9 protein-coding genes, 6 tRNA genes and 1 pseudogene are annotated in these 13,643 nt (G+C 38.9%); 14 read left to right on the forward strand and 2 right to left on the reverse strand.

Annotation, left to right across the window (positions count from 1 at the left end):
- Nucleotides 1–3 precede the first annotated feature (3 nt).
- The 6 genes from JCM9140_RS15525 to JCM9140_RS15555 all read left to right on the forward strand — a co-directional run bounded on the left by JCM9140_RS15525 (nucleotide 4) and on the right by JCM9140_RS15555 (nucleotide 710).
- Nucleotides 4–76: transfer RNA gene (locus JCM9140_RS15525), tRNA-Thr, on the forward strand.
- Nucleotides 77–88: 12 nt separating this feature from the next.
- Nucleotides 89–173: transfer RNA gene (locus JCM9140_RS15530), tRNA-Tyr, on the forward strand.
- 4 nt (nucleotides 174–177) lie between these two features.
- A tRNA-Gln gene (locus tag JCM9140_RS15535) sits at nucleotides 178–252 on the forward strand.
- Nucleotides 253–463: 211 nt separating this feature from the next.
- Nucleotides 464–539 (forward strand) — tRNA-Lys (locus JCM9140_RS15545).
- A 10-nt stretch (nucleotides 540–549) separates the two neighbouring features.
- Nucleotides 550–624 (forward strand) — tRNA-Gly (locus tag JCM9140_RS15550).
- A 10-nt stretch (nucleotides 625–634) separates the two neighbouring features.
- Nucleotides 635–710 (forward strand) — tRNA-Ala (locus JCM9140_RS15555).
- Between the two features lie 53 nt (nucleotides 711–763).
- Here the strand turns inward: JCM9140_RS15555 and JCM9140_RS15560 are convergent.
- Nucleotides 764–943, reverse strand: coding sequence for an aspartyl-phosphate phosphatase Spo0E family protein (locus tag JCM9140_RS15560; protein ID WP_034748512.1), 180 nt, complete (start codon nucleotides 941–943; stop codon nucleotides 764–766).
- A 205-nt stretch (nucleotides 944–1,148) separates the two neighbouring features.
- Between JCM9140_RS15560 and sigW the strand changes: the two genes are divergently transcribed.
- From sigW to glmS, 6 genes and pseudogenes are all read left to right on the forward strand, one after another.
- Nucleotides 1,149–1,712, forward strand: coding sequence for an RNA polymerase sigma factor SigW (sigW, locus tag JCM9140_RS15565; protein ID WP_034748515.1), 564 nt, complete (start codon nucleotides 1,149–1,151; stop codon nucleotides 1,710–1,712).
- Between the two features lie 16 nt (nucleotides 1,713–1,728).
- Nucleotides 1,729–2,367 carry an anti-sigma factor family protein gene (locus JCM9140_RS15570; RefSeq protein WP_034748560.1) on the forward strand — a complete coding sequence of 213 codons (639 nt, stop codon included), beginning with the start codon at nucleotides 1,729–1,731 and terminating at the stop codon, nucleotides 2,365–2,367.
- Nucleotides 2,368–2,489: 122 nt separating this feature from the next.
- Complete coding sequence (gene cdaA / locus JCM9140_RS15575) at nucleotides 2,490–3,317, forward strand: diadenylate cyclase CdaA (RefSeq protein ID WP_034748518.1); 828 nt, start codon at nucleotides 2,490–2,492, stop codon at nucleotides 3,315–3,317.
- Complete coding sequence (locus JCM9140_RS15580) at nucleotides 3,310–4,548, forward strand: CdaR family protein (protein WP_034748521.1); 1,239 nt, start codon at nucleotides 3,310–3,312, stop codon at nucleotides 4,546–4,548. The genes cdaA and JCM9140_RS15580 overlap by 8 nt, the downstream gene beginning before the upstream one ends.
- Before the next feature lie 25 nt (nucleotides 4,549–4,573).
- Nucleotides 4,574–5,920, forward strand: a complete 1,347-nt coding sequence (gene glmM / locus JCM9140_RS15585) for a phosphoglucosamine mutase (RefSeq protein ID WP_034748524.1) — start codon at nucleotides 4,574–4,576, stop codon at nucleotides 5,918–5,920.
- Between the two features lie 400 nt (nucleotides 5,921–6,320).
- A pseudogene (glmS, locus tag JCM9140_RS15590) lies at nucleotides 6,321–8,122 on the forward strand (glutamine--fructose-6-phosphate transaminase (isomerizing)).
- Between the two features lie 98 nt (nucleotides 8,123–8,220).
- Here glmS and JCM9140_RS15595 read toward each other — a convergent pair.
- On the reverse strand, nucleotides 8,221–9,921 hold the full coding sequence (locus JCM9140_RS15595) for a methyl-accepting chemotaxis protein (RefSeq protein WP_034748526.1): 1,701 nt from the start codon (nucleotides 9,919–9,921) through the stop codon (nucleotides 8,221–8,223).
- A gap of 277 nt (nucleotides 9,922–10,198) precedes the next feature.
- Here JCM9140_RS15595 and xylA point away from each other — a divergent pair, with 277 nt between their 5' ends.
- Both xylA and tkt read left to right on the forward strand, forming a co-directional pair.
- Nucleotides 10,199–11,521 (forward strand): xylose isomerase, encoded by a 1,323-nt coding sequence (gene xylA, locus JCM9140_RS15600; protein WP_034748529.1) that lies wholly within the window; start codon nucleotides 10,199–10,201, stop codon nucleotides 11,519–11,521.
- A gap of 93 nt (nucleotides 11,522–11,614) precedes the next feature.
- Nucleotides 11,615–13,624: a transketolase gene (tkt, locus tag JCM9140_RS15605; RefSeq protein WP_034748532.1), complete on the forward strand. Its 2,010-nt coding sequence runs from the start codon at nucleotides 11,615–11,617 to the stop codon at nucleotides 13,622–13,624.
- Nucleotides 13,625–13,643: the final 19 nt, after the last annotated feature.

Raw genomic sequence — 13,643 nt, forward strand, 5'->3', positions numbered from 1 at the left:
CTTGCCGGCCTAGCTCAATTGGTAGAGCAACTGACTTGTAATCAGTAGGTTGGGGGTTCAAGTCCTCTGGCCGGCATCGTCCATTTATGGAGGGGTAGCGAAGTGGCTAAACGCGGCGGACTGTAAATCCGCTCCCTCAGGGTTCGGCGGTTCGAATCCGTCCCCCTCCACCATTTTTGGGCTATCGCCAAGCGGTAAGGCAACGGATTTTGATTCCGTCATGCGTAGGTTCGAATCCTGCTAGCCCAGCCATTTTATTTTAATTCTACTCAGTTCGAGTAAGAGTTGTTTTTTTGACGTCAAGAGCCATTAGCTCAGTTACGAGCAACGCTTCTTGAATAAACAGCGAGTTGTTCTGACGCATTAAGCATCGAAGCGTTACTAGAAGAGGAAAGAACAGGTAAGGCATCGAAGCGTTACAACGTCCGTAAGCTTCGTGAAATACAGCCTTGAAAATCATCAAGAGCCATTAGCTCAGTTGGTAGAGCATCTGACTTTTAATCAGAGGGTCGAAGGTTCGAGTCCTTCATGGCTCACCAATTAATAAATGCGGAAGTAGTTCAGTGGTAGAACACCACCTTGCCAAGGTGGGGGTCGCGGGTTCGAATCCCGTCTTCCGCTCCAGAAAGAGAATGGGGCCTTAGCTCAGCTGGGAGAGCGCCTGCCTTGCACGCAGGAGGTCAGCGGTTCGATCCCGCTAGGCTCCACCATACATAATACATTCAAAAGTCATGGATCCAATCTATGGCTTTTTTTATTCGTTTTATAGAAGGATTGGTGAACTTTTAGTTAAAGATTCGTATTCATTCATTAGGTTATCGAGCTTTTGACTATAATCTATCATTTCCTGTGAAATAAGTGGTGTATGTTTTGCTTTTTCGTTTAATAGTTTTCTATAATGCTCGATTTCGTTTAATAAGAAAGTCTTGTCATTACTATTCATAGTAAATCACACCCTTTATCAAGATTTGGTTGTTTCATTGCTATGTATCTATTTTCTTCCCTATATATTAAGAAGTTAAACATCATTTCATGTTATGATAGATTATATGGAATTTTTTAGTGTATTGAAAGTAATGATAGGATTTGAAACTTTTTCTGTGTTTGAAACGTAGGAAAAGAAAGAACGAAGTAGGCGGGGTCGCAAAATGGATACAATTGTGAAACGGTTAATCCGAGAAGTGAAAAAAGGTGAACAGCAGGCTTTTTCTGAAATTGTAGATCTGTATAAAGATAAGGTATATCAGGTCGCTTATCGAATGGTAGGAAATGTTCATGAAGCTCAAGACATTGCTCAAGAAGCATTTTTACGGGCGTATACAAATATCGATCGGTTTGATCTTAATCGAAAGTTCTCAACTTGGCTATTTCGTATTGCAACGAATGTAGCGATAGACAGACTACGAAAAAAAAAGCCGGATTTTTACCTACAGGAGGAAGTAGGCGGATCCGACGGGTTAACGTTTGAATCTCAGTTGGCTGCTGATGAGGATCTTCCTGAAGACCAAGTGATTACAATTGAAATGCAGCATTGGGTACAGGAAGAGATTAATCAGTTGCCACCTAAATATCGTACAGCTATTATTCTTAAATATATAGAGGATTTATCAATAAAGGAAATTAGTGAGATCCTTGACATCCCACAAGCGACAGTAAAGACAAGGATTCACAGGGGTAGAGAAGCTCTTAGAAAGAGGATGCGCCATGTATAGAAAGGGGTGTGAGGGTATGAAATGTGAAACTCAATTTGAAGCACTGATTCAAAAAGTAGTTGATGGAGAAGCAAATGAAACAGAACAAAAAAAGCTAGATAACCATTTAAAAACATGTGCTGCGTGCAAACAACACATGCATGAGCTTAAAAAAGTAATAGCCTTTGTTCAAAGTTCATCCCACATTGAAGCACCTGCAGGTTTTACAGAAGGTGTTATGTCTAAATTACCTGAACGTAAGAAAATGTCTAAATGGAAGCAATGGTCTCGAAAACATCCATTACTCGTATCGGCAGCGGTTTTCTTCATTCTCATGTTTGCTAGTATATCTTCCTTATGGAATGCTGGTGATGAACAAGTTGTCGTATCTGGATCAGGCAAAGTGCAAATCAATCATGATACGGGGCAAATAATTATACCGGCAGGAGAAGTTATTGAAGGAGACTTAGTTGTAAGGAATGGAGTTCTGCAAATTGATGGAGAAGTTCAAGGGAATGTGTTGCTAGTCAATAGTGATGCTTATTTTGCCTCTGCAGGGCATGTATCCGGAGAAATTCATGAACTTAATCAAGCGTTAGAATGGGTTTGGTATCATATTAAAGGCTTTTTTAAAGACGTACTATCTTTTAACGGTCATAATCGTTCCGATGAATAAGGTTGATTATGTCATTAATTAAACTTTGTTCCGAGACTGTGATATAATAATTAGGGAGAAAGAGGACCTTGTTGTAATAAGGTCCTTCTTTCAATGTATGTTAATGGTTTGGAGGAAGAGCCATGTTTTCTTTAGAAGAATTCCGTTTGCTTAATTATGTAGGGCAAATAATTGATATATTGCTTGTTACGTACGTTGTCTATAAGGCCATTATGATTATTCGAGGAACCAGAGCTGTTCAACTCGTAAAAGGGATTACCGTTATTTTAGCAGTATGGTTTTTAAGTCGCTTTCTCGGCTTGCGAACATTAGAATTTCTCATGAATCAGACCTTTACATACGGGTTGCTTGCGATTATTATCATTTTTCAACCAGAGTTGCGAAGAGCACTAGAGCAATTAGGGAGAGGTCGGTTTTTCTCTAGTAGAACCGTTCCGCAAGATGACTCTGCGAAAAAATCGATTGATGCTATTGTCAAAGCTTCCTCTTATATGGGGAAACGAAGAATTGGTGCATTGATGTCGATAGAGCGTGAAACAGGTATGACTGATTACGTGGAGACAGGCATCCAAATGAATGCACATTTAACATCCGAGTTATTAATCAACACCTTCATTCCCAATACTCCGCTTCATGATGGAGCTGTCATTATAAAAGGAAACACCATTTTGGCAGCAGCTTGTTACTTGCCATTATCAGAGAATCCATTTATCTCAAAGGAACTTGGGACAAGGCATCGAGCGGCTTTAGGGGTGAGTGAAGTTACGGACTGTATTACCATTATTGTTTCTGAAGAAACGGGGAGTATTTCATTAACAAGAAATGGTGAGTTGCATAGGGAGCTAGATGAAGAAAATTTAAGGCATTTATTAGAAAGAGATTTGTTAGTTGACACTAAGCAAACGACCGCTTCACGTTGGCAGTGGGGAGGGAAGAAAAATAATGGATAAATTGTTTAACAGTCATTGGTTTGTGAAGATTATTTCTTTTTTTATTGCCTTGATGCTTTTTACAATGGTGAACATTGATAATATGGCTTCTCAACCCGGTGTATTGCCATCTATTTCTCCTGCGTCCTACACATTAGAGGATGTTGAACTAACTGTATATTATGACGAAGAAAATTTTGCCATAACGGATAAAACAGAGCATGTACAAGTGAATTTGAAAGGACCTCAGGGGTCACTCACGTTGTTTCAATTAACAAGGCCTTCTTATGATGTGTTTGTTGATGTAAGAGAACGAGGAGAAGGTGTTCATACGTTAAGTGTTCAGCATCGAAATTTTCCGAGTGATTTAAGTGTATCAATCGTTCCACAATACGTGAGAGTAGAGTTACAGGAAAAACAAACCGTTTCTTTCCCAGTTCAAGTAGATATTATTAACTCCAATGAAGTGGAAGAAGGATATACGGTTGGAACACCAATCGTGTCTCCGATTAATGTTGATGTAACGGCAGCTCGAAGTTTAGTTGCTGAAGTACATGAAGTAAAAGCATATGTCGATGTAGCTGGGGCCGATCGAGCAATCGAAGAAACGACACCTGTAAGACTATATGATGAAGATGGGAATGAATTAACCCTCTCTGTTGATCCGCAAGTGGTCGATGTTAGAGTTCCGGTAACGAGTCCAAATCGAACGGTTCCAGCAAGGGTAACGCGAGTAGGGGAATTGCCTGATGGTGTTAGTATTAATGAACTGAGAATTGAACCAGAGGAAGTAACGGTATATGGTCCAACTGACATTATTGAGCGTATGAATGTAATCGAAGTAGGTGAACTTGACTTAAGTGATCTTACTGAAAGTCAAACGATTGAAATGGAAGTCCCAATCCCTCCTGGAGTCGAACGGGTCTCGCCGGAGACGGTTCAAGTTGACGTTTCAATCACAGTTGAAGAAACAGAGGAATATACAGATATCCCAATTGAAATTATAGGTGGGCGTGACGGGGAGGATGTCTCATTTAATGGAAATGGGACACAAAGCGTCACAATTCTAGCAAAAGGTTCACAAGAGTTATTAACAAGATTAAGTTTAGCCGATATTCAAGCGTTTATTGATATTAGCGATTTATCAACAGGTGAACATGAGGTCCCGGTGCAAATTAACGGACCTCCGAACATTCGCTTTAGTTCAATGGAAAATACAATACCAATTGAAATTACGTCGCGTGTTGATTGACGAAGGTTGAAGGAGAGATTAAATAATGGGTAAATATTTTGGTACTGATGGTGTTCGAGGGGTTGCTAATACAGAACTGACCCCGGAGCTTGCCTTTAAATTAGGTAGAATTGGTGGGTACGTTTTAACGAAAGATACAGAAAAACCTCGAGTCGTAATTGGGCGAGATACACGTATTTCAGGTGAAATGTTAGAAAGTGCTCTTGTTGCAGGATTGCTTTCAATCGGTGCAGAAGTAATGCGATTAGGTGTAATTTCAACCCCTGGTGTTGCGTTTTTAACGAAAGCATTAAGTGCAAATGCTGGTGTCATGATATCAGCATCACACAATCCGGTTCCTGATAATGGAATTAAATTTTTTGGGCCAGATGGTTTTAAATTATTAGATACGCAAGAAGAAGAGATCGAACGGTTATTAGACTCAGATGATCAACTTCCTAGGCCTACTGGTGGCGCTCTAGGTGTGATAACGGATTACTTTGAAGGCGGACAAAAATACCTTCAATATTTAAAGCAGACGGTTCAAGAAGATTTCTCTGGAATTCATATTGCTTTGGATTGTGCAAACGGAGCAGCTTCCTCTTTAGCTCCTCATTTGTTTGCTGATTTAGAAGCTGATATTTCAACAATGGGTACATCGCCGAATGGGGTTAATATTAATGAAGAGTGTGGGTCAACTCACCCAGAAGCGCTTTCAGCTTTTGTTATTGAAAAAGGAGCTCAAATCGGGCTTGCTTTTGACGGCGACGCAGATCGTTTAATTGCCATTGATGAAAATGGGGAAATGGTTGACGGAGATAAAATCATGTTTATCTGTGCGAAATATATGAAAGAGCAAGGGTGGCTTAAGCACAATACTGTTGTATCAACGGTAATGAGTAACTTAGGTTTTTATAAAGGTCTTGAAGAGTTAGAGATCGAAACTAAGCAAACAGCTGTAGGCGATCGTTATGTGATGGAGGAAATGAGAAAAGGTGGCTTTAACATTGGTGGAGAGCAATCAGGCCATATCATTTTCCTTGACCATATTACGACAGGTGATGGTTTGCTATCGGCATTGCAATTAGTAAACATTATGAAAGTAACGAATAAACCATTATCAAAGCTTGCTTCGGAAATGGAGACGTTCCCGCAAAAGTTAGTTAACGTTCGTGTGACAGATAAGTATGCAGTTACGGATAATCACAAAGTAAGTGAGGTAATCACAGCAGTAGAAGCTCACATGGGAGGGGAAGGGCGCGTCCTTGTTCGCCCATCTGGAACAGAGCCTCTTGTGCGTGTCATGGTTGAAGCAAAGACAAAAGAGCTATGTGATCAATATTGTGATCAAATTGTGGACGTTGTAAAAGCAGAAATGGGTTTAACGGAATAGAAATTATTGCATAAGCAGCACATAACAGGCTGCTTATGCATATTTTTTATATAGAGTTATTGCTTACTCTATAAAACAGTTATTTCACCTAATTACTTACAATTGACGTTTGTAAAGAGGTAATGTATGATAAAGCAAGTCATGAAAAGAGAGGAGGACCGGTTTACAGATAAGTTAAAAGCGCCTGGACTATCTGAGCATAGTTGACGAGGAGAGGGAGTATCGATTGTTCGGCGGATGCCCTCCGGTTGTGAGCATGACAACCGTTAAACTTCTGAATAAAACAAAGAGGCAACTCTTTGCACAAAATCAGAAGTAAGCATGCCTTCTAAAAAAAAAAGAGTGGGGGTAAGTGTGCCCTCAGGTTCCTTGCCCCTGCATTCAGGAGGTAATTTATTTTATGTGCGGAATTGTTGGATATATTGGAACAGAAGATGCAAAGGAAATTTTATTAAACGGACTAGAGAAATTAGAATATCGTGGTTATGACTCAGCAGGTATTGCGGTAGCAAATGAGCAAGGCGTTCATGTTTTTAAAGAAAAAGGACGGATTGCTGCATTACGCAATGTTGTAGATACTAATGTAGAAACGACAGTTGGAATTGGTCATACACGTTGGGCTACTCATGGTGTACCGAGTCGTATTAATGCTCACCCACATCAAAGCGAGACAGCAAGGTTCACTCTTGTTCATAATGGTGTAATTGAGAATTATGAACAGTTGAAAACAGACTATTTAGCTGGCGTTGAGTTACAAAGTGAAACGGATACTGAAATTATTGTTCAACTCGTTGATCGTTTTGTGAACGATGGTGAAACTGTCGAAGGAGCATTTAGTCATACATTATCTTTACTAAAAGGTTCTTATGCCATTGCGCTTCTTGACAATCAAAATGCTGATTTAGTCTATGTTGGAAAAAATAAGAGTCCCCTTTTAATTGGTGTTGGTGAAGGTGTTAATGTAATCGCATCAGATGCAATGGCGATGCTTCAAGTAACCAATCAATTTGTTGAAATTATGGATAAGGAAGTCGTTCTTGTAACTCGTGATGAAATTACGATCAAACAGCTTGATGGTACGGTGATGACACGTTCTCCGTATACTGCAGAGCTCGATGCGAGTGATATTGAAAAAGGAACATATCCTCATTTCATGTTAAAAGAAATTGATGAGCAGCCGTTTGTTATTCGCAACATCATTCAAAAGTATCAAAATGAAGATGGCTCTGTTCGTTTAGATGAAGACATTCGTGGTGCGATGAAATCTTCTGACCGCATTTATATTATTGCAGCAGGAACTAGTTATCATGCAGGTCTTGTTGGAAAACAATTAATCGAAAAAATTGCACAACGTCCAGTAGAAGTTCATATTGCAAGTGAGTTCTTGTACAATATGCCTCTTCTATCAGAAAACCCACTCTTTATCTTTATTTCGCAAAGTGGTGAAACAGCCGATCTTCGTGGTGTATTAGTTGAAGTAAAGGAAAAAGGCTACAAAGCTTTAACCATTACAAATGTACCTGGTTCAACGCTTTCTCGTGAAGCTGACTTCACGTTACACACGTATGCGGGTCCTGAGATTGCGGTTGCGTCAACAAAAGCTTACACGGCTCAAATGGCTGTTATGACCTTGCTTGCTGTTGATACAGCCAATGCAAGAGGAATAGAACTTGATTTTGATCCAATCCAAGAGCTTGGAATTGTAGCAAGTGCGATGGAAACTCTTTGTGATCAAAAAGAAAAATTAGAACAAATTGCTCGTGATTACCTTTCTATCACAAGAAACTGTTTCTTTATCGGGCGTGCAGCTGACTATTTTGTATGTTTAGAGGGAGCTCTTAAATTAAAAGAAATCTCTTATATCCAAGCAGAAGGGTTTGCTGGTGGCGAGTTAAAGCATGGTACGATTGCCTTATTGAAGACGGCACTCCAGTCATTGCGATTGCGACACAAGAGCATGTAAACTTAAGTATTCGCGGTAATGTAAAGGAAGTTGCAGCTCGTGGTGCAAACCCTTGTATTATTAGTATGGAAGGGTTGGAGCATGACGGAGATGCGTTTGTCATTCCGAAAGTTCATGAACATTTAACGTCTTTAGCTACAGTGATCCCGCTTCAATTAATCTCTTACTATGCAGCCTTGCATCGTGATTGTGATGTTGATAAGCCACGTAACTTAGCAAAGAGTGTAACAGTAGAATAATAAAAATAAAAGGAGGTAGCCAAAAATGGCTATCTCCTTTTGACTTTAGTTATTCAAAAAAGTGAAAACAATCTATTTGGAAATGAGTTCACTAATTTTTATGAAAGGTTAAATTGACGAACCAGTTTATTAAGTCTTTCAGCTAATTGAGCAAGTTGTTCGGAGTTCGTGGCTATTTCCTCCATTGAACTGTTTACTTGTTGTGTAGAAGCGGATGTTTGTTCAATGCCAGCGGCTGATTCCTCAGATACACTAGCAATTTCTTGGATAGAAGATTCCATATGTTTGCTACTTGTTGAAACCGAAGATAAGCAACTAGAGACAGACTCAATCTTGTTTGCCATTTCAGTTACAGCTGAATTAATTAAACTAAATGTATCACCAGTTGTTTTAATTTGACTTGTACCTTGTTCAACTTCTTTGTAACCAGTTTGGAGAGACTCCGTTACGAAACTTGACTCATTCTGGATTTTGTTAACAATTAACGTAATATCTGAAACCGAAACGCCTACTTGCTCAGCAAGTTTCCGTACCTCGTCTGCTACAACAGCAAATCCTTTTCCTTGCTCTCCTGCACGAGCAGCTTCAATCGCAGCATTTAGTGCTAAAAGGTTTGTTTGATCAGCAATTTCTTTAATGACCATGATTAATTTGGAAATTTCTTTAGCTTGTTTATCTAACCCTTGAACCTTTTGTACGGATTCTTTGACAATAGAGTCAATTCGATTCATTTGTTCAATTGACAAATTCATTAATTGTTTACCCTCATTGGTCATTTCGGTTACGGTCAGAGAAGATTCTTTAATAGCTTGACCATTTTTATTGGCTTCAACAATTTCTGTTGAGAAAGAGTCCATTAGCACAGTAAGATGATTAGTATTATTTGCTTGAATCTCTGAACCAGAAGCTAACTCTTGCATCGTAGTCGCTGTTTGCTGAGAACCAGTCTTTACTTCCATTGCAGCATGTGACAACCCTTCGCTCTGATTTCTCACTGAATCAGAGACTACTGATATTTCTTCTAATAATGTACGTGTATTATCGCCCATTTTATTAGTAGCCTCAATTAATTGTCCTACTTCATCTTGTAAGTTTGTCTTTAGAGGCTCTTGACTTAAGTCATAATTAGAAATGGAGTTCATCCGATTCATGACCTCTTTTATAGGTCTAGAGATGATTTGAGAAGTAAAGAGGGCAATACTGACTCCGAATATAATGACAAGCAACGTTACTCCAATAACAACGAACAAAATGATCTGACCCGTTTCCATAATAGCTCGTCCTTGTTCCTCGATTAAGGATTCCCTGCTAGTGGCCATTTCCTCAAAGCCATCCATAATTTCTGTTCCTAATGGTTGGACTGTATCAAGCAAAACTCTTGTAGCACGAGTTTCATTTCCATTGTCAAAAGCCGTTATGACGTTTGTGACAACGATCTCTCTCCACCCAATACTTCGATTAATTAGAGATCTAACTTCCTCTGAATCGGTTGTAGCTAAAATAGATTCTTGAAGTTGGATGCTTTCCTCCGTATATTCATAGAACTGATCTTTAAATGTTTCTTCACCATAGAGCAAATAACCGCGAAGTGAAGAGATCCTTTGAGCCATATTATGAGCTAGATTTTTTTCTGCTATTAATAAGGAAACTTGTTGATCGACAATCTCACTCGTATTCTGATTGATTTTATTAATGGAGAAGAAAGTCGTTATACCCAATATTAGGACTAGGAAAATGACAATAGAGAATGAGAGTAAAATTTTTGTTTTAAGCGTTTTCAATTTAAAAACTTGTTTCATTTAAACAACTCCTCAGCTTCATAGTTTCATAAGTAGATAGCGCTTCCATAAATCGGATAATAAAAAAATAAAAGGCGGTAGGTACTTATTTAAGTTTCTTCAAGCCAGATGTATCATGCTATACTTCTTATATTATCGATAGTTGCTAACAAATACCATAGGTTTTTTGGTTTTTAAAAAAACTTTGTACGTTCGATAGACAAACTAAGTTACAGATGCTATAATGAATTCAGATGAAAGCGATTTCCACACAAAAACTTAATTTGGGGGTCAAATAATGAGCTATTTTAAAAATGTTAATCAAGTAAAATTTGAAGGGGCTAATTCAACAAATCCTTTCTCGTTTAAGTATTACAACCCAGAGGAAAAAATAAACGGAAAAACAATGGAAGAGTTACTACGCTTTGGTGTTTCTTACTGGCATACATTCACTGGCGAAGGAAATGATCCTTTTGGAGCAGGTACAGCGGTACGTCCTTACAATCACCTTTCAGGTATGGATCTTGCAAAAGCTCGTGTAGAAGCATCATTTGAGTTTTTTGAAAAATTAGGTGTACCATATTTCTGTTTCCACGATTTAGATATCGCACCTGAAACAGATTCATTAAAAGAAACACTTAATAACATTGATGAAATTGTAGCAATGATCAAAGAATACATGAAAACAAGCAAAGTAAAATTACTTTGGAATACAGCAAACATGTTTACTCACCAACGTTGGGTACATGGAGCAGCAACAGCACCTAATGCAGATGTATTTGCATATGCTGCAGCAAAAGTGAAAAAAGGTCTTGAAGTTGGTAAAGAGCTAGGAGCAGAAAACTATGTATTCTGGGGCGGACGTGAAGGATATGAGACGCTTCTAAACACAGATATGGGACTTGAGCTAGACAACCTTGCTCGTTTCTTCCATATGGCAAAAGACTATGCAAATGAAATTGGTTTTGATGCTCAATTCTTAATCGAGCCTAAGCCACAAGAGCCAACTAAACACCAATATGATTTTGATGTTGCTACAGGGTTAGCGTTCTTACAAAAATATGATTTACAAGATGTATTCAAGTTTAATATTGAGGCTAACCATGCTACGCTTGCTGGTCACACATTTGAACATGAATTACGTACAGCTCGTATTAACGGCATGTTAGGTTCTGTTGATGCTAACCAAGGAGATACTCTACTTGGCTGGGATACAGATGAATTCCCAACAGATCTTTACTCCACAACTTTAGCTATGTACGAAATCATTAAAAATGATGGTCTTGGAACAGGTGGATTAAACTTTGATGCGAAAGTAAGACGTGGATCATTTGATACAGATGACCTATTCCACGCTCATATCGCTGGTATGGATGCATTTGCAATTGGTGCAAAAGTAGCACAACGCTTAATCGATGATAAAGTATTAGATAACTTTGTAGCAGATCGTTACAGCAGCTTCACTTCAGGAATTGGACTTGACATTGTTGAAGGAAAAACTGATTTCCACAAATTAGAGAAGCATGCACTAGAGCTATCTGAAGTTAAAAATATTTCTGGAAGACAAGAATACCTTAAAGGTATCGTAAACAAATACCTTCTTGAAACGTTTGCAAAGTAGTTCTATAAAAAGAAAAAATGTACTGATTGCTTAACGGTTTTCAGTACATTTTTTTTGAAATAAAAAAAGATATTTTTTTGAGGAGTGGAGTCCATGACAACAAAAGTAGAAACAAGTAGACAATTAGCTGTAAATACCATTCGTACCCTTTCCATTGATAGTATTGAGAAAGCAAATTCTGGTCATCCAGGTCTTCCGATGGGTGCAGCACCAATGGCATTTTCTTTATACGGTGAGGCAATGAAGCATAACCCAGCTAATCCAAATTGGTTTAATCGCGACCGCTTTGTTTTATCAGCAGGTCACGGATCAATGTTACTATACAGCATCCTTCACTTAACAGGATATGATGTTACAATTGATGACTTGAAAAACTTCCGTCAATGGGGAAGCAATACACCAGGACATCCTGAGTTTGGACATACTGCTGGAGTAGATGCGACAACAGGTCCATTAGGTCAAGGGTTTGCCATGGCTGTTGGAATGGCTATGACAGAGAGACATTTAGCAGCAAAGTTTAACCAAGATGAATTCAATGTTGTCGACCATTTTACATACAGTATATGTGGAGATGGTGACTTAATGGAAGGTGTTTCAGCTGAAGCAGCATCATTAGCAGGTCATTTAAGTCTCGGTAGATTAATTGTTTTATATGATTCTAATGATATTTCATTAGACGGTGATTTAAATCTATCTTTCTCGGAAAGTGTTGAAGAGCGTTTTAAAGCATATGGATGGCACTACCTTCGTATTGAAGATGGAAACGATCTAGAAGAAATCGGAAAAGCAATTAAACTAGCTCAACAAGATGATCGACCGACATTAATTGAAGTGAAAACAACAATTGGTTATGGGTCTCCAAATAAAAGTGGAAAATCAGCATCTCATGGTGCTCCACTAGGTGCCGATGAAATCAAGTTAACAAAAGAAAACTACAACTGGTCATATGAAGAAGACTTCCATGTGCCAAGTGAAGTAACGAACTTGTTTGCACAAGTAAAAGAAGAAGGTGCGAAACAAGAGGCAGAGTGGAATCAACTTGTTGAAGCGTATCAACAAAAGTATCCTGAATTAGGCGAGCAATTTACACAAGCGATCAATGGAGAATTACCTGTAGATTTCGATTCAAATTTGCCAACCTTTGAAACAGGTGTTGATAAGGTTGCAACACGTTCGTCTGGTGGAGATGCATTAAATGCGTTTGCTAAGAATGTTCCATCTATTTTCGGAGGTTCAGCTGACTTAGCTTCTTCTAACAAAACAATGTTAAAAGGAGAAGAAAATTTCAGCCGTACAAATTATAGTGGAAGAAACGTTTGGTTTGGAGTTCGTGAATTTGGAATGGCAGCTATGGTAAACGGAATGGCTTTACACGGAGGAGTGAAACCATTTGGTGCAACATTCTTCGTTTTCTCTGATTACTTACGCCCAGCTGTTCGATTGTCTGCACTCATGAAACTACCGGTAACGTATGTATTTACTCATGATAGTGTTGCGGTTGGGGAAGATGGTCCGACGCATGAGCCGGTTGAACAACTTGCATCGTTCCGTGCGATGCCAGATGTTAGTGTGATTCGTCCTGCAGATGGGAATGAAACAGTAGCAGCTTGGAAAGTAGCACTTGAATCAAAAGATACACCGACAATGCTTGTTTTAAGCCGCCAAGATCTTATGACAAATTCCAAGTCTTTAGATGTTGCATATGAAGGTGTAGCAAAAGGAGCTTATGTTGTTTCTGAAGCAGCAGGAGAACAAGTAGGAGCATTGCTTGCTACTGGTTCAGAGGTGCAACTAGCAGTGGAAGCGCAGAAACAATTAGAATCTGAGGGAATTTTTGTATCTGTTGTGAGCATGCCAAGCTGGGATCGTTTTGAGCAACAATCAGAAGAATACAAAAATAATGTATTGCCGCCTCATATTAAAGCACGTGTAGGAATTGAGATGGGTTCATCGCTTGGATGGCATAAATATGTTGGTGACAATGGGAAAGTGATTGCGATTGATCAATTTGGCGCATCAGCACCAGCTAGCAAAATCTTAAAAGAGTACGGTTTCTCAGTTGAGAATGTTGTCTCAAAGTTGAAAGAAACTCTTGCTAAATAAAAAACGTAGCTTATTGTAG

It is taken from the genome of Halalkalibacter wakoensis JCM 9140, assembly GCF_000513095.1.
In the GTDB taxonomy this organism is placed as follows: domain Bacteria; phylum Bacillota; class Bacilli; order Bacillales; family Bacillaceae_D; genus Halalkalibacter; species Halalkalibacter wakoensis.